This is a genomic window from Chitinimonas naiadis (assembly GCF_054780835.1).
In genome coordinates this window covers 419,981-442,132 of sequence record NZ_BAAGVO010000007.1, presented here as the reverse complement: position 1 = coordinate 442,132, position 22,152 = coordinate 419,981, and the positions used below count along the sequence as shown (strand labels likewise).

The 22,152-nt window shown below is 59.6% G+C and carries 18 protein-coding genes; 7 read left to right on the top strand and 11 right to left on the bottom strand.

Features of this window, described 5'->3' with window-relative positions; genetic code table 11:
• Positions 1-2: 2 nt before the first annotated feature.
• Both ACYVHK_RS22320 and ACYVHK_RS22315 read right to left on the bottom strand, forming a co-directional pair.
• Positions 3-311, bottom strand: a complete 309-nt coding sequence (locus tag ACYVHK_RS22320) for a (2Fe-2S) ferredoxin domain-containing protein (RefSeq protein WP_460536757.1) — start codon at positions 309-311, stop codon at positions 3-5.
• Complete coding sequence (locus tag ACYVHK_RS22315) at positions 311-1,417, bottom strand: hypothetical protein (RefSeq protein ID WP_460536755.1); 1,107 nt, start codon at positions 1,415-1,417, stop codon at positions 311-313. The genes ACYVHK_RS22320 and ACYVHK_RS22315 overlap by 1 nt, the downstream gene beginning before the upstream one ends.
• Positions 1,418-1,748: 331 nt before the next feature.
• Between ACYVHK_RS22315 and ACYVHK_RS22310 the strand changes: the two genes are divergently transcribed.
• On the top strand, positions 1,749-3,224 hold the full coding sequence (locus ACYVHK_RS22310) for a methyl-accepting chemotaxis protein (protein ID WP_460536753.1): 1,476 nt from the start codon (positions 1,749-1,751) through the stop codon (positions 3,222-3,224).
• Between the two features lie 82 nt (positions 3,225-3,306).
• Here ACYVHK_RS22310 and ACYVHK_RS22305 read toward each other — a convergent pair whose 3' ends face one another.
• On the bottom strand, positions 3,307-4,899 hold the full coding sequence (locus ACYVHK_RS22305) for a peptide chain release factor 3 (protein WP_460536751.1): 1,593 nt from the start codon (positions 4,897-4,899) through the stop codon (positions 3,307-3,309).
• 218 nt (positions 4,900-5,117) lie between these two features.
• On the opposite strand from ACYVHK_RS22305, the gene ACYVHK_RS22300 reads away from it, so the two are divergent.
• Positions 5,118-5,855: a substrate-binding periplasmic protein gene (locus ACYVHK_RS22300; RefSeq protein WP_460536749.1), complete on the top strand. Its 738-nt coding sequence runs from the start codon at positions 5,118-5,120 to the stop codon at positions 5,853-5,855.
• 21 nt (positions 5,856-5,876) lie between these two features.
• Here ACYVHK_RS22300 and ACYVHK_RS22295 read toward each other — a convergent pair whose 3' ends face one another.
• Positions 5,877-7,781, bottom strand: a complete 1,905-nt coding sequence (locus tag ACYVHK_RS22295) for an ATP-binding cassette domain-containing protein (protein ID WP_460536746.1) — start codon at positions 7,779-7,781, stop codon at positions 5,877-5,879.
• 168 nt (positions 7,782-7,949) lie between these two features.
• Between ACYVHK_RS22295 and ACYVHK_RS22290 the strand changes: the two genes are divergently transcribed.
• Positions 7,950-9,575, top strand: coding sequence for a DUF342 domain-containing protein (locus ACYVHK_RS22290; protein ID WP_460536743.1), 1,626 nt, complete (start codon positions 7,950-7,952; stop codon positions 9,573-9,575).
• A gap of 6 nt (positions 9,576-9,581) precedes the next feature.
• On the opposite strand, the gene ACYVHK_RS22285 is transcribed toward ACYVHK_RS22290, so the two are convergent.
• The 3 genes from ACYVHK_RS22285 to map form a co-directional block, all read right to left on the bottom strand.
• Positions 9,582-12,152: a [protein-PII] uridylyltransferase gene (locus tag ACYVHK_RS22285; protein WP_460536741.1), complete on the bottom strand. Its 2,571-nt coding sequence runs from the start codon at positions 12,150-12,152 to the stop codon at positions 9,582-9,584.
• A 53-nt stretch (positions 12,153-12,205) separates the two neighbouring features.
• Positions 12,206-12,664 carry a GNAT family N-acetyltransferase gene (locus tag ACYVHK_RS22280; protein ID WP_460536739.1) on the bottom strand — a complete coding sequence of 153 codons (459 nt, stop codon included), beginning with the start codon at positions 12,662-12,664 and terminating at the stop codon, positions 12,206-12,208.
• A gap of 72 nt (positions 12,665-12,736) precedes the next feature.
• Complete coding sequence (gene map, locus ACYVHK_RS22275; RefSeq protein ID WP_460536736.1) at positions 12,737-13,552, bottom strand: methionyl aminopeptidase; 816 nt, start codon at positions 13,550-13,552, stop codon at positions 12,737-12,739.
• Between the two features lie 241 nt (positions 13,553-13,793).
• Here map and ACYVHK_RS22270 point away from each other — a divergent pair, with 241 nt between their 5' ends.
• Positions 13,794-14,393 (top strand): OmpW/AlkL family protein, encoded by a 600-nt coding sequence (locus tag ACYVHK_RS22270; RefSeq protein ID WP_460536733.1) that lies wholly within the window; start codon positions 13,794-13,796, stop codon positions 14,391-14,393.
• 57 nt (positions 14,394-14,450) lie between these two features.
• Here the strand turns inward: ACYVHK_RS22270 and phbB are convergent, their stop codons facing one another.
• Positions 14,451-15,185 carry an acetoacetyl-CoA reductase gene (gene phbB / locus ACYVHK_RS22265; RefSeq protein ID WP_460537090.1) on the bottom strand — a complete coding sequence of 245 codons (735 nt, stop codon included), beginning with the start codon at positions 15,183-15,185 and terminating at the stop codon, positions 14,451-14,453.
• A 157-nt stretch (positions 15,186-15,342) separates the two neighbouring features.
• On the opposite strand from phbB, the gene zapE reads away from it, so the two are divergent.
• From zapE to ACYVHK_RS22250, 3 genes are read left to right on the top strand one after another with little or no spacing between them, the layout of a single operon-like run.
• Positions 15,343-16,503: a cell division protein ZapE gene (gene zapE / locus ACYVHK_RS22260; protein WP_460536731.1), complete on the top strand. Its 1,161-nt coding sequence runs from the start codon at positions 15,343-15,345 to the stop codon at positions 16,501-16,503.
• Between the two features lie 8 nt (positions 16,504-16,511).
• Entirely contained in the window at positions 16,512-17,483 is a 972-nt protein-coding gene (locus ACYVHK_RS22255) for an NAD(P)H-quinone oxidoreductase (RefSeq protein ID WP_460536728.1), read from the top strand.
• Positions 17,484-17,502: 19 nt separating this feature from the next.
• Complete coding sequence (locus ACYVHK_RS22250) at positions 17,503-17,736, top strand: hypothetical protein (RefSeq protein ID WP_460536726.1); 234 nt, start codon at positions 17,503-17,505, stop codon at positions 17,734-17,736.
• A 73-nt stretch (positions 17,737-17,809) separates the two neighbouring features.
• On the opposite strand, the gene ispH is transcribed toward ACYVHK_RS22250, so the two are convergent.
• Genes ispH through ileS form a run of 3 tightly spaced genes read right to left on the bottom strand, consistent with a single transcriptional unit; the run spans position 17,810 to position 22,125 of the window.
• Entirely contained in the window at positions 17,810-18,754 is a 945-nt protein-coding gene (gene ispH / locus ACYVHK_RS22245) for a 4-hydroxy-3-methylbut-2-enyl diphosphate reductase (protein WP_460536724.1), read from the bottom strand.
• Positions 18,755-18,770: 16 nt separating this feature from the next.
• The gene (gene lspA, locus ACYVHK_RS22240) at positions 18,771-19,262 is read right to left on the bottom strand and encodes a signal peptidase II (RefSeq protein ID WP_460536722.1); all 492 of its coding nucleotides are present in this window, start codon (positions 19,260-19,262) and stop codon (positions 18,771-18,773) included.
• Positions 19,255-22,125, bottom strand: coding sequence for an isoleucine--tRNA ligase (gene ileS / locus ACYVHK_RS22235; protein ID WP_460536720.1), 2,871 nt, complete (start codon positions 22,123-22,125; stop codon positions 19,255-19,257). Before ileS ends, lspA begins: the two co-directional genes overlap by 8 nt.
• Between the last annotated feature and the right edge of the window lie 27 nt (positions 22,126-22,152).

Sequence of the window (22,152 nt, the reverse complement as noted above, 5' to 3'; positions counted from 1 at the left end):
GTTCAGATCTTCAGGCGGGCCACTTCCCGGCCGTGGACCAGATGCTCCTGGATAATCTCTTCCACGTCTTCCTTGTCGACGTACTGGTACCAGACGTTGTCGGGATAGATGACCATGACGGGGCCCAGGGCGCAGCGATCAAGGCAGCCGGCCTTATTGGTCCGTACCTTGCCTTCGCCCGCCAGCCCCAGTTCCTTGACGCGGTTCTTGGCATAGCTATGCATGTCGCTGGCAGCAAAATCGGCGCAGCAGCTTTCACCATTGGGACGCTGGTTGGTACAGAAGAAGACGTGATGCTTGAAGTAGCTCATTAGTGCCTCGTCGCGGTCTCTGGCAGTTCTGTCGGCAAGGGGAAGTAGGGCAGGTTGTCCTTTACGGTCGGCAAGATGCCCGGCAATACCCGGATGTCGTCATGATGGCACTCGCGCAGCAGCTCAACCATCATGTGCTGGATGGCATCGACCCGATCCAGCGGACCGAGCGGCCAGATGAACCCGGCCCATTCCTCGCCATTTTTTTCCGCACCAAGGGTCACCCGTAATTCGCCGCTGTCATGGCTGGACAGTACGGCCACCGGTGTTTCGCCAGCTTCGCGCAGCTTGCGCAAGGTATTGCTGGCAAAAACCTGGAAGCGGATTTCCTGCTGGGCGACGCGCCCATCGTCCAGGGCGGCTAACCAGGCCTGCGGCGAACGCGGCAGGGGGAAAAGCGTCATGGCGTCATGCTTGAGCTGTTCGCCCAGTAGCTTCGTCAATGCCATTGCCCACGCACCGGGCGGTGCGTTCAGTTGCACGACCGGCGCCTCATCGGCGGGTTGCATGGCAACACCGACCAAGTAGCGCAGATAGACGCCATCACCATCGACCTGGATAGGCGAGGGCTGCAGCTCATGCGGCAAACCGCCGGACGCATACTGCAGGACGTCCCGCCAGCGGCTCAGTTGGCTGGGCTGGATACTCAGCAATTGATCGCGGTCGAGCAGCTTGCTGGAAAGGGAAATATCAGCCCCCGCCTTCAATAGGCCATGCTCGGTCAGTAAGGCCTGTACCGCAGCGATATCAGGCAGCTTGCCGTCGATCACATGCTTGCCACGTACACCCGCCACGACAACGAGCGGCAAGGCGAAGATGACTGCATGCTGCGTGCGACTCGCTGCGGGCCGTTCAACGGCCACGCGCAGACGCTCACTCAGCAACCGCAATACGGCCACGCCGGGCGCACTGGACAGCGCCGTCGCGATGGCGGCGTCTTCGCTTTGCTGCAACAGGCGTTCCAGCTCCTGATCAAGCGCTGCTTCTGCGGCAACCAGGCGGCCCAGATCGCGCTCATTGAGCAGGGCGGCAGCAAGCGTATGAAGCAAGGCGGAGGGCTCGGCGCCGTAGCGGCGCGGATCGGACAAGAGGGGCAGGGCTTGCATAGGCGGGATAAACGGGTTCGGCAAAACACGATTATACCGCCTATCCCCGCCACCTTACGGCTAGCTGTCTCATTCGGATCAGATCAGTACATCCGTACAAAAATACAAATTGACACGGCCGTACCAATAAAAGAAAATACTAATATCGATGTGTGCAGTGTGCACTCATTCGATGTTTCTCCTCTATTCTCCTTTGTATCTTTAATGGCCCGGCTAAATCAGCCAGGCCATTTTTTTTCGCCTCGCCCTTGTGTTGCGTCATGCGTGATTCATTCAAGCGCTTGCTTTAATATGGCCGCGAGACTGCAAACCATGCGGCCAAGGAGACAGCATGACCATCGGCACCACCTTCAGTAACGCCCTAGACTGGTTCATTCCGGATGCCATCCGGCAAAACCCGCTCGACTTCAGCCGGGCGCGCAACATCATTGGCGCCACCCTGCTGGCAGCCATCTTCGTCCCCATCTTCGCGATCAATTACTTCAAGCTTGGCCACAGCGCCATGGGCATTGGCATCCTGACGGCCGGGCTGCTGATGCTGAGCGCCGCATTCCTGATGAAGCTCACCGGCCTGTTGATGCTCGTACGCGAATACGCCATTGCGGTGTTCTTCGGCATGGTGCTCTGGATGTGCTACGTCAACGGCGGCATCGAGTCCTCGTCGTCACCCTGGTTCCTGCTGGTACCGATCGCCTCCATGTTCATTGGCGGCAGGAAGAGCGGCATGTTCTGGAGCGGCTGCTCGCTACTGGCGATCGTACTCTTCTTCCTTGCCCACAAGCACGGCTGGGCTTTGCCGCACAGCCCACTCGGACCGGAGCTGCATCCACAGCTCCAGTTCCGGTCGCTGATGGGCCTCACGATCGTGATCTTCTCCCTCGCGCTGGTGTTCGAGTTCGGTAAGCTCAAGAGCGTGGAGAAGACCGAGCAGGCACGGCAGGATGCAGAGCTCGGACGAACCGCCATGCAGCAGTTGTTTGGTGAGGTCACCGGCGCCATTGGCACCGCATCCAAGGAAACCGCACAGATCAGCCAAAGCACCGCCTCGATCAGCCAGACCATGCGCCAGCAGGCGGTAGAAGCTGACCAGATGGCACGCATCGTGGACGAGATCGCCGCAGTCACAGTCCGTAGTGCAGCGCAATCCGGTCAGGCAGCCGCAGAAGCCCAGGAAGCCGGCCGCCTGGCAGGCGAGGGGGGCATTGCCATGACAAAGACACTGCAGAGCCTGGAAAAGGCTTCCAGTGTCGTCAGCGACTCTGCCACGCGTATTGAAGAGTTGGCCAAGCGTAGCGACGAGATCGGCAACATTGTCCAGGTCATCCGCGAAATTGCCGATCAGACCAACCTGCTGGCTCTCAATGCCGCCATTGAAGCCGCACGGGCCGGTGAGCAGGGCCGTGGCTTTGCGGTCGTCGCCGACGAAGTACGAAAACTGGCTGAGCGGACCAGTACGGCCACTCGCGAGATCGAGACCAAGATCGGTGCCATCCTGACGGGAACAGGCCAGGCCATGTCGGCGATGCAAGACGGCAAGCAGCGTATGGGCGAAATCAGCGCAAGCGCGACCGAAGCCAGCCAGCGTCTCGACAAGATCATTGCGGGGGCGAAGCGCGTCAACAACCTGATTGGTGATGTCGCTCATAATGAGGCACGTCAATCAGGGCAATTTCAGGCGATCGCCGCCGATATCGCCGAACTTCGTGCCAGCATGGTCAACGCCAGCTCGTCGGCCGAAGCCATTGCCAATGCCGTGGGCACGCTCGATAGCACCATGCGCGGACTGGATGGTTTCATCCGTCAGTAGCACCTCGCTCCGGCCTTAGCAGGCCGCTATGAATAAAGCCGCCTCAAGGGCGGCTTTATTCATGGAGACATCCTGCCTGCGATCACAGCTTGGCAGAGTGCTCACGCGTGGCATGGAAGCGCACCTTGGGCCAGCGCTCTTCCGCCAGTTGCAGGTTCACGCGGTTCGGCGCGAGGTAGGTCAGATTGTCCGCAGCGTCACGCGCCAGGTTGAGGATCAGGCTCTTTTCGAAATCGACCAGCATACGGGCATCTTCACAGCTCACCCAACGTGCGCTATGGATGGCACAACTCTCGAAGACCGCGTCTACACCGTATTCGTTTTCCAGCCGGCTCTTAACCACTTCGTACTGCAGTACGCCCACGGCACCCAGGATCATGTCTGCGCCGCTCAATGGCTTGAAGACCTGGACCGCACCTTCTTCGCCCAACTGTTGCAGACCTTTTTGGAGCTGCTTGAGCTTGAGTGGGTTACGGATACGCACCGTACGGAATAGCTCAGGGGCGAAGTAAGGGATACCGGTAAAGGCCAGCTTCTCACCCTCGGTGAAGCTATCACCAATCTGGATATTCCCATGGTTGGGCACGCCGATGATATCGCCTGCGTAAGCTTCTTCGACCTGCTCACGACTGGCCGCCATGAAGGTCACGACCGAGTTGGCCGCGACATCACGATCCAGTCGCAGGTGCTTCATTTTCATGCCGCGCTCGAACTTGCCGGAGCAGACGCGCAGGAAGGCGATCCGGTCGCGATGCTTGGGATCCATATTGGCCTGGATCTTGAAGACGAAGCCGGAGAACTTTTCTTCATCAGGCTTCACATCACGTACGGTTGCATCGCGATGTTGCGGTGCCGGCGCCCAGTCGATCAGCGCATTGAGAATCTCGCGCACGCCAAAGTTGTTGATGGCGGAGCCGAAGAATACGGGGGTCTGTGTACCGGCAAGGAAGGCATCCAGCTCGAACGGATGCGATGCACCGCGAACCAGTTCCAGCTCCATGCGGGTCTGCTCGATTTCCAGCGGGAACAGTTCGTCCAGTCGGGGGTTATCGATGCCCTTGATGACCTCGACATCCTCGATATTGCGATCCTCGCCGGGGGAGAACAGCAGGATCTCGTCCTTGAGGATGTGGTACACACCGCGGAAGGTCTTGCCCATGCCAATCGGCCAGGTAATGGGGGCACACTGGATCTTGAGTACGCTCTCCACCTCGTCCAGCAACTCCAGCGAGTCCCTGACTTCACGGTCGTACTTGTTCATGAAGGTGACGATGGGTGTGTCGCGCAGCCGGCAGACATTGAGCAGCTTGATGGTCTGCTCTTCCACGCCCTTGGCCGCATCGATCACCATCAGGGCGCTGTCCACCGCAGTCAGCACACGATAGGTATCTTCCGAGAAGTCTTGGTGGCCCGGGGTGTCGAGCAGGTTGATGACATGCTCACGATAATCGAACTGCATCACCGACGAAGCCACCGAGATGCCGCGCTGCTTTTCGATCTCCATCCAGTCGGACGTCGCGAACTTGCCGGTCTTCTTGCCTTTGACCGTGCCAGCCATTTGGATGGCACCCGAGAAATACAACAGTTTCTCGGTCAGCGTCGTTTTACCGGCATCCGGGTGGGAGATGATGCCGAAAGTGCGTCGACGGGCGACTTCCTGAGCGATGGGCGACATGGCTAGCTGCCTGAATTCAATGAGAAAAGGGCGCGATTGTAGGCCACTGCACCACTAAAGTCGATTTGTGGCGCACGGGATGCACTTGAAATCATGCCCATAGCGGGCATGACGGTCAGGACAATCTTATGGAGAACGCGTAAACCAACTTGGTCGATCAGCAATCGCTTGGATAGACTAATACTTGAGATAGCCTCCCACCGCGTGCCCGCAAACTGATGAGACGCTTGCTACTGATTACCGCGCTGTTGGGACTGATGCCCGCCACTGCCCAGGCAGGCAAGCCCTTGGTCTTTGTTTCGACCGACTACCCACCTTACTTTTCGGAAAGCCTGCCGGAAGAAGGGACGGTGGCAGCCTTGTCACGCGCAGCCTTCAAGTCAGCCGGTTACGACCTGACGCTGGTGTTCCGGCCTTGGGCGCGTCTGATGAGGGAGGTCTCTGCAGGCAAGTACGATGGCGTGGTGGCCGTCTGGTACCAGGCAGACCGCGAAAAATTCCTGGCCTATTCCTCGCCGGTGATCGATACCCATCTGGGTTTCTACGGGCGACGCGATGCCGAACTCAATGTCAGCAATCTGCAAAGTCTGCAGACCCGCCTGATCGGCACGGTCCGGGGCTACGCCAACCCACCCGCGTTCGAAGCGGCCGCCTTGCGGACCGAAGACGCGGTGGATGACCTGACCAACCTGCGCAAACTAGATGCTGCCCGCCTTGATCTGGTACTGATAGATCGCGCTGTGGGCAATTGGTTGCTGCGCAAGGAGCTACCGGCCGCATCGGCGAGGGTGATGTGGCTGGAGCCGCCGGTACTGACCATGCCGCTTTACCTGGGCATCGCGAAACAGAGGAAAGGCTATGAGAAGCTAGTGACGGACTTCAACCAGGGTCTGGCCGAAATCCGCCGCAATGGCGAATACGAGCGGATACTCAAGCGGCTGCCGTTACTGCCCTGAGCCGCCTAAGTCCACCGTCGATCAGCTTTCGCCGAGGCGTTTCTTTTCCAGCGACTCCCAACGTTCCATCTTGTCGAGCACCGCCATGTCGATCTCATCGATCCGGGCCTGCCAGGTCGCAGCATCAACCGGTGCATTGCGATAGACATTCGGATCCAGCAGACGCTCCTGCAGGTCCGCCTGCTCCGCCTCCAGCGCTTCAATCTCCTTCGGCAACTGCTCCAGCTCACGGGTTTCGTTGAAGCTCATCTTGGTGGGCTTATTCGTCCGCGGGGCTGCAGCCGCCGGCTTTGCCGGCTCTACCTTGGCAACAGGGGCCTTGGCAGCAGCCTGCATGCGAGCACGGGCGACCATCCAGTCGTCGTAGCCTCCCGGATTCTCGATCAGAGTACCGTCGCCTTCAAACGCAATGACCTGGGTCACGACGTTATCGAGGAAGGTCCGGTCATGGCTGACCAGAAACACGGTGCCAGCGTAGTTCGCAAGCAATTCCTCCAGCAGTTCAAGCGTGTCGATATCGAGGTCATTGGTCGGTTCGTCGAGCACCAGGATGTTGGCAGGCTGGGTAAACAGACGCGCCAGCAGCAGGCGGGCACGCTCGCCACCCGACAAGGACTTCACCGGGCTACGGGCACGTTGCGGCGCAAACAGGAAATCTTCCAGATAGCTGATGACGTGCTTCTTCTCGTTGCCGATCACCACGAAATCGCTACCCGGGCTGATCACGTCACAGATCGCCATATCTTCCGGCAGGGCCGAACGGAACTGGTCAAAGTAGGCAATTTCTTGCTTGCTGCCTTGCTGTACCGTGCCACTGTCAGGCTGCAGCTCGCCCAGGATCAGCTTCAGCAGGGTGGTCTTGCCGGCACCGTTGGGGCCGACAAGACCTATCTTGTCACCGCGCAGGATACGGCTGCTGAAATCACGAATCAGCGTGCGGCCGTCATAGCCCTTGCTGACATTCTCGAGCTCCGCGATCAGCTTGCCGCTACGCTCTCCGGAGTCGAGCGAGAACTGCACATTGCCAACCCGTTCGCGACGCGCAGCGCGATCTCGTCGCAATTGTTCCAGGCGACGAACACGGCCTTCATTACGGGTACGGCGGGCCTTGATGCCTTGCCGTATCCAGACTTCTTCCTGCGCCAGGTACTTGTCGAACTTCTGGTTCTCCACGGCCTCCTGCGCCAGCATTTCCGCCTTGCGCTCCTGGTAAGTAGTGAAGTTACCTGGGAAGCTGCTCAGATTGCCGCGATCCAGTTCGATGATGCGCGTGGAAACGTTATCGAGGAAGCGCCGGTCATGGGTGATCAGCAGCACGGCGCCGGCAAAATTGCGGATCAGGCCTTCCAGCCACTCGATCGCCGACAGGTCAAGGTGGTTGGTCGGCTCATCCAGCAGCAACAGTTCCGGCTCGGAGACCAGGGCACGCGCCAGCGCAACGCGCTTCTTCCAGCCACCGGACAGCTCGCCGATTTTCTTATCGGCCGGCAGGCCCAGATGACTCAAGGTACCGGATACCAAGGAATCGAGGCGCCAGCCGTCACGAATTTCCAGCTCATGCTGCAATTCCATCATCCGGTCCAGCGCGGCGGGATCATGCTCGGCAGCATGAGCGGCAGCATGGTAGTCCTTGATGATCTGCTTTAGGTCGCCCAACCCTTCGGCCACGGCGTCGAATACCGTCGCCTCGGGATCCATCGGCGGCTCCTGCGGCACATAGGCCACGCGCTGCGAATTGGAAACCCGGATCTGACCATCATCGAGCTTGGTCACGCCAGCGATGGCTTTCAGAAGCGACGACTTGCCCGCCCCGTTGCGACCGATCAGGCCGACACGTTCTCCGGGTTCCAGCACGAAATCGGCGTGATCCAGCAGGGGGACGTGACCAAAGGCCAGGCAGGCATTTTCAACTATGAGGACAGGCATGTCGGTATCTAGGTAAGGCTTGAAACCGACAAGTATACCGGGCGTCGCCAACTCTCTCGCTGCAACTATCCTGCAACTAGTGTGAAGTTAGCTGAGGAATTGCTGATAAGTTGCTGAGCAGTCAGCTACATTAGCAAACTCAGATAAAAATAACGGGCGAGACATACCATGACAGAAGTGCTGAGCGGCTTCGAAATCAGTGTTGATTCGGCCAGTAAACAATTGACGGCGCAGTATGCCCCAGCAGATGGTGTTGCCGCGCCGGATCGGGCTGCCCTGCAGGCGGTGCTGGAAACCCGGGGCCTGGCAGGGTGCGCGCTTGACGAGCAGGCGATTTCGACCTTCCTCGACAAGGTCAAGAATTTCAGCGAACCACAGGAAATGGTCATTGGCCGCCAGATCGATGGCAGCTTTGATATTTCCGTTTCGCAAAGCCGCATGTCCGCCTGGTTGACCCTTACCCCCCCTCAGGGCGGCAGTGCCGTGTCGGAGGAGAAGGTGCGCGAAGCACTGCGCAGTCGCAATATCAGCCATGGCCTGAAAGAGTCGGCATTAGCGGCAGCCTTCCTTGCCGGGCAATGCAGCGACCTCATCATCGCAGAGGGGGAAGAGCCGGAATCCGGCATTCCCGCCCGCTTCGACAGTCTGCTGGAAGCCCTCAAGGCGCAGAAAATGGAGCACGACGAGAACGATATCGTCGACTACCGTGACCTGGGCACCTTGATCGTGGTCGACCCCGGCACACCGCTGATGAAACGGACACCGGCAGTACAAGGAAAAAACGGAGTGGATGTGTTTGACCGCCCGGTGCTGGCCAAACCGATACCGGATCCACCATTCAGCAAGAGTCTGGCAGGTGCGGCGCCTGACGAGCAGAACCCGGACTTGCTGCTGGCCACGATCTCCGGTGCACCGAGCCTGACCGAAAACGGTGTATCGGTGAACCCGCTGATCGATGTCGAGGATGTCGACCTGACAACCGGCAATATCACCTTCGACGGTACGCTGCAGGTGAATGGTGACATCAAGGCCGGCATGGCGGTAAGAGTTGCCGGGGATGTGATTGTCAACGGAACGATAGAGGCCGCCGAAGTGATCGCCGGCGGCAACGTGGTTTGCAAAGGCGGCATCATCGGCAAGGCGGAACATGCAGCGGGGGCCGAGAGCGAGCCCAGTACCGCACGGATACGCTGCAACGGTACCGTCCAGGCCAAGTTCATCGAGCATGCAGCGGTGGAGGCCGGCAAGGCAATCCAAGCCGAAGGCGGTATCCGGCAGAGTGAATTGACTGCCGGCGAAAGTATCGTGATCGGTAAGCCGGGCAGCAACCAGGGCAGCCTGATTGGCGGTCATGCCAGGGCACATCTGCTGGTACGTGCGCCGGTCATCGGCTCGCCATCGGGCGTGCCGACCCTGGTCCAGGTTGGCTTCAACCCCTACCTCAACGCCGAGCGCAGCCAGACCGAACAGTTGCGCAAGCGTAAGCAGGAAGAACTGGCCAAGCTGCGCCAGTTGCTCGCGTTTTTTGACCAGAATCCGGCCAAGGCCGTAGGTGGCATGCGAGAGAAGGCCGAACATACGCGGGAGCTGTATGAGGCCGAGGTGAAGGAACTGGACAGCAAGCTCAGCGAGCTGTCAGAGCAAATGGAAATGGCAGATGGCGCCAGCATCGAAGCGCCCAAGCGCATTCATGGTGGTGCCAACCTGCAATTTGGCCAGAAACTCTTGCAGGTTATCGAAGACAAGGCCGGCGGACGGGTTCGCCTGGTCAATGACCAGGTGGTGATAGGCTAAATCCGCCTAGCGCTGCACCCGCAAGGTTTCCATCAGGTCGGCTTCCAATCGCACCAGGGATTTGGGGTCGGCCAGGGCCGCGCCGGAAATCGTGAAGGTATCCTCGGCACGTTCGCCCAGCGTCATGATCTTGGCAGAGTGGATGGCGATGCCATGTGCCGATAGCACCCTGGCAATGCGCGACAACAAGCCGGGCTGGTCACCTGCCACCAGGGACAGGATGTGCAGCTTCTGTTTGTCGTCCTGGCGGATCAGCACCTGCGGGGGCAGGGGGAAGTGCTTGAGCACCCGGCTCAGGCGACCATTGATCGGTGCTGGTAGTGGCTCGTCACGGATGATCAGTTGCGCCAGCTCATACTCGATATAGCCCACCAGGTCGCGGTAATCCGTATCCCGGCCATCCGCGATGTGGACATAGAAACTGTCCAGCGCGTAACCGCGTAGGGTGGTGTAGATCTTGGCGTCAAAAATGCTGTAGCCCGCGCGCTCAAAGAAAGCGCAGATACGGGCAAACAGGTCGGCCCTGTCGGGGCAGTAGACCAGCACCTGCAGGCCTTCATCCTGTTCTGCCGGACGTGCACGTACGACGATCTCGTCCTTGTCGTAGCGCCCCCAGAGTACACGGCCATGCCAGGCAATCTCCGGCGCCTCATGGCGCAGGAAATAGACCGGATCCAGCGTTTTCCAGAACGGCAGGTGGGCATCGTCTCGCAAGCCGTGGCGTCGCATCAGGCTGGCGGCTTCGGAGCGGCGCTCGTCGAGCGCATCGTTTGCGTTCAGCGTCTCGCCGGTGAGGTAGCGGCGCGTAGCCCGGTACAGATCCTCCAGCAATTTGGCTTTCCAGCCATTCCACACCTTGGGACTGGTGCCGCGGATGTCGGCAACGGTCAACAGGTAGAGCGCGATCAGATGGCGCTCGTCACGTACGATCTGGGCAAATTCCTCGACGGTATCCGGATCGTACACATCCTGCTTCTGCGCTACGCTGGACATGGTCAGGTGGTGCTCGACCAGCCAGGCCACCATGTCCGTGTCTTCGCGGCTCAACTCATGGGCCACGCAAAACTCGCGGGCATCGACCTTGCCCAGCTGCGAATGATCGCCGCCGCGGCCCTTGCCTATGTCGTGGAACAAGGCGGCGAGGTAAAGCACCTCGGGTCGCTCGAAGGCTTCGATCAACTGTGAGCAGGTCGGGTATTCATGGTTGAACGCGGCTGTTGCGAAGCGGCGCAGATTCCGCAACACCATCAGGATGTGCTCGTCCACGGTGTAGACGTGGAAAAGATCATGCTGCATGCGCCCGACGATCTTGCCGAAAGCCGGGATATAGCGACCCAGCACGCCGTACTGGTTCATGCGGCGCATCACCCGCGTGGTTCCCCACGGCTGCCGGACGATCTGCATGAACAGCGCTTTGTTGACCGGATCCCGACGGAAAGCGGCGTTGATGCGAGGCCGGGCATGCCAGAGCGCCCGCAGGGTATCCGCGCCGATCGCCGTCAGCTCCGGATGCTGCTGCATGACCAGAAAGGTCTCCAGTATGGCCGAAGGTGTTTGCTCGTAGACATCCGGCTTGGCAATCTCAAGCAGCGGCCCCCGGGCGACAAAACGCTCGTTGAGCTGGCGGATCTCAAGCTGGGCACGGCCATACAGCTTGCGACGGATCGCCTGGATGATCAGCGGCTGTAGCTGCGCCACGATACGGGCCGACAGGTAGTACACCGCCATCAGCTGTTCGCTGGCGCGGTTGGCATCGGTATCGGTGTAACCGAAACGGTTGGCCAAGGTGTTCTGGTAATCAAACAGGATACGATCTTCACGCCGCCCGGCAGTCAGGTGCAGGGCAATACGGAAGGACCAGAGCATCTTCTCGGCGCGTTTGAGCTTGCGCAGCTCCTGCCCGGTCAGTACGCCCGCCTTGTGCAGCTCGCCCCAATCGGTCGCAAGCTTGCAGGCTCGCGCCAACCACAGGATCAAGTGCAAGTCGCGCAGGCCGCCGGGCGCCTCCTTGACGTTGGGCTCCAGCTTGTTGACCGAGCCCTGGTAACGTTCATGGCGTTGTTGCTGCTCAAGCAGCTTGGCTTCAAAGAAGGCACGGGGATCGAGCTGTTCGAACACCACCCGGACAAGCTGGTGGTAAGCAACTTCCGAACCGGCCAATAGGCGGGTTTCTAGCAGCGTGGTCTGGACCGTGATGTCCTTGCTGGCCTCTTCAAGGCATTCAGTCAGCGTACGCACGCTGTGTCCGACTTCAAGGCCCAGATCCCATAGCAGGCCGACAAGCTCCTGCAACTTGTCCAGCGTTGCCTGGCTGGCTGCCTCCGGCAGCAACATCAGGAGATCGATATCCGAACAGGGGAAGAGATGCCCCCGACCATAGCCACCCACCGCTACCAGGGCAGCGGCGGGATCAATCTCAAGCTCTTGCCAGCGCGCGACCAGGAACTGGTCAACCAGCAGGGCGTCTGCCTCCAGCAGGGCCGCGGCCTGCTCCGGGTCACGATAGTCGGCATACAGCGCGGTTCGTGCAGTCTGCAACTGCCGGCGTAGATCAGGGATGGAAACAGGCGCATTCATGGCGGTATTCGGGATCTCGGCAGCGGGTAGGGCGCTTGTGGCCAGAAGCTAAGCTAGCGGCCAGCAGCAGGATACTTTAGCAGGACCAGCGCCAGGCCGTCCGGTGTATGCAGTGTCTGCTGCACTACAAAACCCTGCGCCTCGTAAAGTGCGACGGCGGGAAGATTGGCGAGGGCGGTGGATACCGATACGCCATGCCCGTCCGCATGCGCTAGCACCGCCTGCACCAGTTGGCGTCCCAGACCTCGCCGCTGCCAGGCGGGGTCAACGACCATGCGACAAATATGGAGCCCAGGCCCGCTACGCTCAAACCCGATCGCAGCCTGCAGTACGTTGCCTTGCTGCCAGCCCCAAAGGGTCTCGCCACAGTGCATCAGGTCGTCCAACGTCTCCCTGAGCGGCGGCAGGTCAGGATAAGCGATCAGCTCAGCTTCCTGGGCATAGGCGAGTCGCTGCAATTGCAGCAATGCCTTCGCCTCATCCAGGACGGCAAGATTGATCGCTATGAGCATGGTATCTGGCAGGCAAGGTTTGCACAGCAAAAACGCCGGTGTACCGGCGTTTCCTCGTGCAATATGGGTGGATCAGGCTGCGACGGGCGTCGCCAGGAAGGCGGGCTTGGCAGGGGTCCCCTCGGACTGCGTCAATACTTCGTAGCCGGTATCGGTCACCAGTATCGTGTGCTCCCACTGGGCCGACAAGGAGCGATCCTTGGTCACAATGGTCCAGCCATCGGGCATGGCGCGAATTTCCTTCTTGCCCGCATTGATCATGGGCTCGATGGTAAAGATCATGCCGGGCTGCAGCGCCAAACCGGTACCGGGCTTGCCATAATGCAGGATCTGCGGCTCTTCATGGAACTTCTTGCCGATGCCATGCCCGCAGAACTCGCGAACCACCGAATAGCCATTCTTCTCGGCATGGTGTTGGATGGCCGCGCCGATGTCGCCCAATCGCACTCCCGGCCGGACCATGTCGATGCCGATCCACATGCACTCATAGGTGATCTGCGCGAGACGCTTGGCGTGGGACGGAACGTCTCCAACCATGTACATGCGGCTGTTGTCGCCATGGTAGCCATCCTTGATTACGGTGATGTCGAGATTGACCACATCGCCGTTCTTCAAGGCCTTGTCATTAGGAATGCCATGGCAGATGACCTGGTTGACCGAGGTACAGATCGAAGCCGGGTAAGGTGTGTAACCGGGCGGGCAGTAATGCAGTGGCGCGGGGACGGTGCCTTGCACATTTACCATGTAGTCATGGCATAGCCGATTCAGCTCAGCGGTCGTCACCCCCGGTTTGACGAAAGGGGTGATGTAGTCCAGCACTTCGCCTGCCAAACGGCCGGCGACGCGCATTTTTTCGATGTCTTCCTGGGTCTTGATGACGACGGTCATGACTGGCTCTCAAAGTCGAGCAAAGCAACAGGATACCGCCGCAACGCCGGACCCGGCAATTTGAGAATATTTATCACCATGATTTAAAAGACTTTATTTTTACTGCGGGCATGCAGAAATACGTAACCGGCATGATGATTTAGTGGTTTTATGACTAAACGCAATATCTGACTACGGCAAGCTTTGTAAGGTGTGGTCGATCTCGCGCAACCGCGTGGGCAACATCACGGAGAACTACACCATGCAACGTAAACTGCTCGTCATTGCCGGCCTGCTCATGACCGGCTCCGCCATGGCTGCACAGGGCGACTTGCTGATACGAGGCCGGGTCATCAATGTCGCACCCGATGTGTCGACCACCGGCACACTGAATGCATTGGCAGTGGATGTGGACAGCAAGGCCACGCCGGAGCTGGACTTCACCTACATGCTGACCGACAAGCTGGGTGCAGAGCTGATCCTGGGTACGGCACGGCATACGGTAACGGCCGGCGGCGCCAGCCTGGGCAAGGTCAGCCATCTCCCACCGACACTTACCTTGCAGTATCACTTTGCACCAGAAGCTACCGTCCGCCCCTACCTGGGCGCCGGACTGAACTACACCCGCTTCTACAACGTGGACCTGCACGCGGGCGCAGCTGCGCTTGATGTCGACAAAAACAGCTTCGGCGGTGCCTTGCAGGCAGGGTTTGATATTGCGATTAACAAGGATTGGTTCGTCAATGTCGATGTGAAGAAGCTCTACATCAAGACCGATGTGAATGTGCGAGGCGGCGCAGGGCTCGGCACGTTAAAGATCAACCCTGTCGTATGGGGGGCAGGTATCGGCACCAAGTTCTGATCCCTGTAACGAAAAAGGCGCTATCCAGCGCCTTTTTCGTTACCTCATCGGCCTGTATCAGAACATGTGCTGGCCGCCATTGATGGCGATATTGGAACCGGTGATGAAGCCCGCCTGATCACCCGCCAGGAAAGTCACCAGCTGCGCGACTTCCTCTGGTGTTCCAAGACGGTTGACCGGTATGCCGGAAATAATGGCATGACGGATTTCTTCCTTTACCGCCATGACCATTTCGGTCGCAATGTAGCCGGGGCTGACGGTATTCACCGTAACGCCTTTCTTTGCCACCTCCTGCGCCAGTGCCTTGGTGAAACCATGCATGCCTGCTTTGGCTGCCGAATAGTTGGTCTGACCAAACTGGCCCTTCTGCCCATTGATCGACGAGATATTGATCACACGGCCGAAATTGTGGTCGGTCATGGCGTCGATAAAAGGTTTGGTGACATTGAAGACCGAGTCGAGATCGGTACGCATCACCACATCCCAATCCACCTTGCCCATCTTGCGAAAGGTCGTGTCCTTGGTAATGCCGGCGTTGTTGACCAGAACCGACACTTGGCCGACTTCCGCCAGGATTTTTGCAGCCAGCGCCTGGCAAGCGTCGTAATCAGCGACGTCACACTGGTAGGCGTGGAATGTGTAGCCTTTTTCCTTCTGGTCCGCCAACCACTGAATCTCCTTACCCGGTCGGCTATAGGTGGTAACAACGGTATGCCCGGCGTCGGCGAGCTTCTGGCAGATAGCGGTTCCGATTCCGCCCATGCCGCCGGTGACGAGTGCGATTCTGGCCATGTTGCTATGCTCCTGAGTTTGCATGCTTGAGAAGGGCGCTTTTAGGATTTGATCTGCTGTGGGTGCGCCCCCATTCAATATATACGAGTGATTGCTCAAGGTCTTGCTGTGTTGCGTGAAGGCTATAATCGCGGGCATCAACCAAGCTGGCGCCGATATGTCACAACACGTTTTTACTGCCCACATCCAGCCCGGTACACCACCTATGGCCTGGTATGAGACCGCTGCCGAGCAATCCGGTTTCCAGCGTGATGCCTCGCAGGAGAACGCTATCAGGCACCTGCAACGCCTGTATGACGAACTGACCGAATTCAAACGCAAACGCGACCGCCTGTTCGGCCGTACCCTTTTGCCCACACCGTACATCCCCAAAGGCCTGTACTTCTGGGGTGGCGTAGGCCGGGGCAAAAGCTTCCTGATGGATGGCTTCTTCGCCTGCCTGCCATTCAAACGCAAGCGCCGGCTGCATTTCCATCATTTCATGCAAGAGGTGCATGATGGTTTGCGCTCGCTCAAGAACGAAGAAGATCCGCTGGCCAAAGTCGCGGAAAATATTGCGCGTGATACGCGCGTGCTGTGCTTCGATGAATTCCATGTCTCGGACATTGCCGATGCGATGATCCTCGCACGCCTTTTTACGCATCTGTTCAATCTCGGCACCGTCCTAGTCACCACCAGCAACTATGCACCGGATGATCTCTACCCCAATGGTCTGCAGCGCCACAACTTCCTGCCTGCCATTGACCTGATCAAGCGCAATGTCGAGGTCGTCAACGTCGATGGCGGCAACGACTATCGCATGCGCACGCTGACCCAGGCACGCACCTATCTGCACCCGCTCACGCCCGAAACCGACGCCGAACTCAACGCCATCTTCTCCAAGCTGGCCACCGCCAGTGATCTGCCGCTCGAATTGACCATCGAGGAGCGCAAGGTCCAGGCCAAGCGCCATGCCCCGGGGGTGATCTGGTTCACGTTCAAGGAGCTGTGCGAAGGGCCGCGCTCGCAAACCGACTATCTCTGGCTAGCTTGCCAGTACCACACCATCTTCCTGTCCGAAGTCCCTAGGCTGACCGCACGCGACGCATCGGCAGCGCGACGCCTGACCTGGCTGGTGGACGTGTTCTACGACTACCGGGTCAAGTTGATCATCTCGGCCGAAACGGTTGCCGAAGAGATCTACACCGAGGGCAGCTTCGCCCATGAATTCTTCCGCACAGCCAGCCGCTTGACCGAGATGCAATCGACCGACTACCTAGCGTTGCCGCACGAAGCGGGCAAGGTCAAGGATGCTGCCCTGAGCGTGGTACACACATGACCCCAGGCATGCGCGCCATTACCCAAACGGCCCCCGGGGAGGCAGCCAACCTGCAGCTGAGCGAACAGCCCCGACCAACAGCGGCCAAAGGCCAGTTGCTGGTTCGTGTTAGAGCAGCGGGCATCAATCGTGCCGACATCGTACAGAGGGAAGGGCGCTACCCGCCGCCGCCGGGCGCCTCCCCGCTACTCGGGCTGGAAGTTGCGGGCGACGTTGAGGACATGGGTGAGGACGTAACCGGTTTCCTGCCCGGCGAGGCAGTGTTCGGCCTGGTGGCAGGTGGCGGCTACGCTGAGTTCGCTCTGCTGGAAACCGCCTGCGCCATCAAAAAGCCCGAATGGTTAAGCTACGAAGCGGCGGCCGGTCTGCCCGAGGCGTGGATGACAGCCTGGTTGAACCTGATCGAATTGGCCCAGCTGCAGGCAGGGGAGCGCGTCCTGATACACGCAGGGGCCAGCGGGGTGGGAGCCGCCAGCATTCAGTTGGCGATGCTTCACGGCGCCGGCGCCGTCGTCACCGTTGGCAGCGAAGAGAAGGCTGCGTTCTGCCGCTCCTTGGGCGCCGAGCACACGATCAACTATCGGCAGGAAAACTTCGCCGATGCGATCAAGCCTTCAGGTGGTGTTGATATCGTCCTTGACTGCATAGGCGCCAGTTATCTGGACGCCAACCTGAACTGCCTCAAGGCGGATGGCCGCCTGATATTGATCGGCCTGATGGGGGGCAGCAGCGCAGAGCTAAATCTAGGCAAGTTGCTGGTCAAGCGCATACGCCTGCAAGGTTCCACATTGCGTCCACAGTCGCTCGTGGTGAAGGCCCGCCTCACCGAGGCGCTTCGCGCGACCATCCTGCCAGCGCTGGCCACAGGCAGGATCAAGCTGACCCAGGATCGTAGCTTCCCCTTGGCCGATGTGGCGGAAGCACACCGCTGGCTGGAAGAAAACCGTAACATGGGCAAGATCGTATTGCAGGTTGACTGACCTGCGCCGGAGACACTGAATGAATCGATTGATCGTTGCCAGCTTGCTGCTGGTTTGCCTCACCTCCCTGACCGGTTGCGCCGTCGTGACCGTGACTTCGGCCGTGATCGGTACGGCCGTCACTGCCGTGGAAGTGACAACGGACGTGGCCGTGGCGACCGGCAAGGGTGTCGTCAAAGTAGGCGGCTGGGCCGTCGACGCCGCCAGCAAGGATGCGCCTGAAGCGGCGGAGGCCGCCAAAACGGCCAAGTAGGCGCGATGGCACGGGAGCGGTACAAAAACAAAAAGCCCGGCAATGCCGGGCTTTTTGCTGATCGCTTACTGGCTTACTGCGCGCGTTCGCCGCTCAGCCCCTTGGGCAGGGAGAACACGATGCCCTCGATCGTGCCTTCCATTTCCTGCACGGACTGAGCACCGAAAGAACGAATACGATCAATGACTTCCTGAACCAGCACCTCCGGCGCAGATGCGCCGGCCGAAACACCCACCTGCTGCTTGCCGACAAACCAGGCCGACTGCAGCTCGTTTGCGTTATCAACCAAGTAGGCATCCAGGCCCGCATTGGCCGCCACTTCTCGCAGGCGGTTCGAGTTCGAGCTATTGGGCGACCCGACCACGACGACCACGTCGGTCTCGGTGACCAGCTTCTTCATGGCATCCTGGCGGTTCTGGGTCGCGTAGCAGATATCGTCCTTCTTGGGCCCGACGATATCGGGGAAGCGTTGCTTGAGCGCATTCACCACCACCGCAGCATCGTCAACGCTCAAGGTCGTCTGGGTGACGTAAGCGAGCTTGCTCTCGTCTGCCACGACCAGCGCCAAGACATCGTTGGCATCCTCGACCAAGTACATGCCGCCGTTGGACTGGCCCATGGTGCCTTCGACCTCCGGATGGCCGCGATGGCCGATCATCACGATCTCGTAACCGGTCTCACGCAGCTTCTTGACCTCGACATGGACCTTGGTGACCAGCGGGCAGGTGGCGTCATAGACCTTGAGGCCACGCTCTTCAGCTTCACGCCGCACCGATTGCGGTACACCGTGTGCCGAGTAGATCAGCGTGGCGCCTTCAGGTACATCCGCCAGATCCTCGATAAAGATGGCGCCCTTGTTCTTGAGATCCTCGACCACGAACTTGTTGTGGACGACCTCATGGCGCACATAGATGGGCGCGCCAAACTGGCTGAGCGCGCGTTCGACGATGGCGATGGCGCGATCCACCCCGGCACAGAAGCCGCGTGGGTTGGCGAGTATGATTTGCATGCTGCTCATAATAAGTTCCTGCAATTCAACCAGGCTGGTCAGCGGGCTTGGCGGGTTTCAGTATGCCATCCAGTACCATGAGCACCGCACCAACACAGATGGCCGAATCAGCGATATTGAATGCGGGCCAGTGCGAAACGCCCCAGTAAACATCGAGAAAATCGATTACGTGACCATACCAGACACGATCGATCACGTTTCCGATAGCGCCACCCAGTATCAGCGACAGTGCCAGCGCCAGGCGTCGCTCGTTATGGTGCTTGCTCAACGTCCAGATGATGGCAGCCGAAACCGCCAGTGCCAGTATGGTGAAAAAATGACGCTGCCAGCCCCCCGCCGAGGCGAGAAAGCTGAAGGCAGCCCCCTTGTTGTAGGTCAGTACCACATTGAAGCCGCTGAAGACCGGTACGACATCCCCGAACTGCAGGGATGCCTCCACCATCTGCTTGCTGACCTGATCAAACACGATCACAACCAGCGCCAACAACAACCAACGTGTCAGTCCCGCCTTAAGCATGAGGCCGCACCTCGCCGCTACCGAACAGATTGCTGACGCAACGGCCGCACAAGGTAGCGTGCTCCGCGTGTTGACCAACATCGGCGCGATAGTGCCAACAACGCTCGCACTTGGCCGCACTGGCAGGCGTGACTTCAACGCGATTCTCGGCACCGGACTGCAAGGTGAAGCCGGATACGATCAACACGAACTTGAGGTCATCGCCCAGCGCAGCCAGCAAGGGATACAGCTTGGCATCCGCCGTGATCGAGAGTTCGGCCTGCAGGCTGGAACCGATGGAACCGGCCTCGCGCAGCACTTCCATTTCCTTCTTGGCCTGTGCCACCAGATCACGTACACCGGCCCAGTCGGCCGCCAGCGCCGCCGCATCCGACGGCTGCGGAACGGCATACCAGGTGTGCAGCAGGGTATTGTCGTCACCGTTGCCGTTCAGCGTACTCCACACCTCATCCGCGGTGAAGCTCAGCACCGGTGCCAGCAAAAGCGCCAGGCTGCGGGTGATGTGGTACAGCGCAGTCTGGGCGGAACGGCGGGCCGGGCTATTGGCCGCCGTCGTGTACAGCCGGTCCTTCAGGATGTCGAGGTAGAAGCCGCCCAGATCGTCCGCACAATAGTGGTGGATGCTCTGCATGGCCGTGTGGAAGCTGTAGCGCTCGTAGTCAGCGGTCACCGACTGTTGGAACTGCTGCGCCATCACCAGGGCATAACGGTCGATGGTCAGAAGTTGATCCGCCGCCACCAGATCCTTGCCGGCATCGAAATCGCTGAGATTGGCGAGCAGGAAGCGCAAGGTATTGCGCACGCGACGATAGCTATCGGCCACGCGCTTGAGGATCTCGTCCGAGATGCTCATTTCGCCGGAGTAGTCGGTACTCGCCACCCACAGGCGCAGCATGTCGGCACCGTACTGGTCGATCACCTTCTGCGGTGCCACCACATTGCCCTTGGACTTGGACATCTTCTCGCCCTTGCCATCCACGGTGAAGCCATGGGTCAGCAATTGCTTGTAGGGGGCCCGACCCTGCGTGGCACAGCCAGTCAGCAGGCTGGACTGGAACCAGCCACGATGCTGGTCAGAACCCTCAAGATACAGATCGGCGGGCCAGGCCAGTTCGGCACGTTGCCGCAACACGGCAAAGTGGGTCGAACCGGAGTCGAACCAGACATCCAGCGTGTCCTTGAGCTTGTCGTAATCTGCAGCCTCGTCGCCCAGCAGCTCGGCGGGCTCTAGCGAGAACCAGGCATTGATACCGCTCTTCTCGACACGTTGCGCCACTTGTTCCAGCAGCTCCAGCGAACGCGGGTGCAGTTCACCGGTGACCTTGTGGACGAAGAAGGTCATCGGCGTGCCCCAGTTACGCTGGCGCGACACGCACCAGTCCGGGCGATTGTTGATCATAGATTCCAGGCGCGGACGGCCCCAGTCGGGGAAGAACTCGGTTGCATCTACAGCCTGCTGAGCAACCTGCCGCAGTGCATGACCTGCGCGACCCGGCTTCTCCATGCTGATGAACCACTGTGCGGTGGCACGGAAGATGATCGGTGTCTTATGGCGCCAGCAATGCGGGTAGCTGTGATTCAGGCGCACATTGGCCAGCAACAGTTCACTGGCGGCGAGATTCTCAATCACCAGCGGATTGGCTTCCCAGACGGTCTTGCCTTCGAACAGCTCGGTACCTGGCTTGAAACGGCCATCGTTGCCAACCGGATTGTCATTGCTCAAGCCATAGTGCTGGCCGACCAGCCAGTCATCCAGGCCATGGGCCGGTGCGGTATGGACAAGACCGGTACCTGCATCGGTCGTCACATGGTTGCCGAGGATGATCTGCGACTCGCGCTCATAGAAGGGATGCTGCAGGCGCAGATGCTCAAGCTTGCTACCGTGTGCCTGGGCGATGACTTCTACCGATTCGATACCATAGCGCTTGAGCGCTGCCTCAGCGAGCTCCCGTACCAGGATCAGCAGACCTTTCGGGGTCTCGATCAGGTCGTAGGTCAGCTCGGGATGGACGCAGACAGCCCGGTTGGCGGGCAAGGTCCAGGGCGTGGTCGTCCAGATCACGGCGTAGGCGGGCACACCAGCCAGCTTGTCGGCAGGCAGGCCGAATGCAGCGGCCAGCGCCGCGACATCCTTCACAGGGAAAGCAACATCGATCGCCGGGCTGTTCTTGTCTTCGTACTCGACTTCGGCCTCGGCCAGCGAAGAGCCACAGTCCACGCACCAGTGCACCGGCTTCTGGCCCTTGACCAGATAACCCTGGCGATGCACCTCACCCAGCGTGCGGATGATGTTGGCTTCAGTATCGAACGCCATGGTCTTGTACGGATGATCCCAGTCACCGGTGATGCCAAGACGGACAAAGTCCTTCTTCTGCCGTTCGATCTGGATCTCGGCATATTCGCGGCACAAGGTACGGACAAAATCAGCCGGCAAATGGATGGCTTTTTCATCCAGACCATTTTCCTTGCGGAAGGCGACGATCTTGGCGTGGATGGCAGGCGCGGCTTCGATGGCCTTCTTGTCGCTCTTCACCAGTTTTTCGATCTGGTGCTCGATGGGCAGGCCATGGCAATCCCAGCCCGGCACGTAAGGCGCGTCAAACCCTGCCAGCGTCTTGGTCTTGACGATGACGTCCTTCAACACCTTGTTGACGGCGTGGCCGATATGGATATCGCCATTGGCATAGGGAGGGCCGTCATGCAGGATGAACTTCGGACGACCGGCGCTATTGGCGCGAACACGCTCGTTCAGCTTCTGCGCCTGCCAGCGCGCCAGGAAGGCGGGCTCACGCTTGGCGAGGTCACCCCGCATGGGAAACGGCGTATCCAGCAGGTTGACGGGGTATTTGTTCTGTTCAGACATGGTGATGGCTCAGTGTATTCAGGTCCA

Excerpts from the sequence above, each read along its gene's own strand:
- ACYVHK_RS22320 (WP_460536757.1), bottom strand. The coding sequence starts at position 311 with ATGAGCTACTTCAAGCATCACGTCTTCTTCTGTACCAACCAGCGTCCC.
- ACYVHK_RS22315 (WP_460536755.1), bottom strand. The coding sequence starts at position 1,417 with ATGCAAGCCCTGCCCCTCTTGTCCGATCCGCGCCGCTACGGCGCCGAG.
- ACYVHK_RS22310 (WP_460536753.1), top strand. The coding sequence starts at position 1,749 with ATGACCATCGGCACCACCTTCAGTAACGCCCTAGACTGGTTCATTCCG.
- ACYVHK_RS22305 (WP_460536751.1), bottom strand. The coding sequence starts at position 4,899 with ATGTCGCCCATCGCTCAGGAAGTCGCCCGTCGACGCACTTTCGGCATC.
- ACYVHK_RS22300 (WP_460536749.1), top strand. The coding sequence starts at position 5,118 with ATGAGACGCTTGCTACTGATTACCGCGCTGTTGGGACTGATGCCCGCC.
- ACYVHK_RS22295 (WP_460536746.1), bottom strand. The coding sequence starts at position 7,781 with ATGCCTGTCCTCATAGTTGAAAATGCCTGCCTGGCCTTTGGTCACGTC.
- ACYVHK_RS22290 (WP_460536743.1), top strand. The coding sequence starts at position 7,950 with ATGACAGAAGTGCTGAGCGGCTTCGAAATCAGTGTTGATTCGGCCAGT.
- ACYVHK_RS22285 (WP_460536741.1), bottom strand. The coding sequence starts at position 12,152 with ATGAATGCGCCTGTTTCCATCCCTGATCTACGCCGGCAGTTGCAGACT.
- ACYVHK_RS22280 (WP_460536739.1), bottom strand. The coding sequence starts at position 12,664 with ATGCTCATAGCGATCAATCTTGCCGTCCTGGATGAGGCGAAGGCATTG.
- map (WP_460536736.1), bottom strand. The coding sequence starts at position 13,552 with ATGACCGTCGTCATCAAGACCCAGGAAGACATCGAAAAAATGCGCGTC.
- ACYVHK_RS22270 (WP_460536733.1), top strand. The coding sequence starts at position 13,794 with ATGCAACGTAAACTGCTCGTCATTGCCGGCCTGCTCATGACCGGCTCC.
- phbB (WP_460537090.1), bottom strand. The coding sequence starts at position 15,185 with ATGGCCAGAATCGCACTCGTCACCGGCGGCATGGGCGGAATCGGAACC.
- zapE (WP_460536731.1), top strand. The coding sequence starts at position 15,343 with ATGTCACAACACGTTTTTACTGCCCACATCCAGCCCGGTACACCACCT.
- ACYVHK_RS22255 (WP_460536728.1), top strand. The coding sequence starts at position 16,512 with ATGCGCGCCATTACCCAAACGGCCCCCGGGGAGGCAGCCAACCTGCAG.
- ACYVHK_RS22250 (WP_460536726.1), top strand. The coding sequence starts at position 17,503 with ATGAATCGATTGATCGTTGCCAGCTTGCTGCTGGTTTGCCTCACCTCC.
- ispH (WP_460536724.1), bottom strand. The coding sequence starts at position 18,754 with ATGAGCAGCATGCAAATCATACTCGCCAACCCACGCGGCTTCTGTGCC.
- lspA (WP_460536722.1), bottom strand. The coding sequence starts at position 19,262 with ATGCTTAAGGCGGGACTGACACGTTGGTTGTTGTTGGCGCTGGTTGTG.
- ileS (WP_460536720.1), bottom strand. The coding sequence starts at position 22,125 with ATGTCTGAACAGAACAAATACCCCGTCAACCTGCTGGATACGCCGTTT.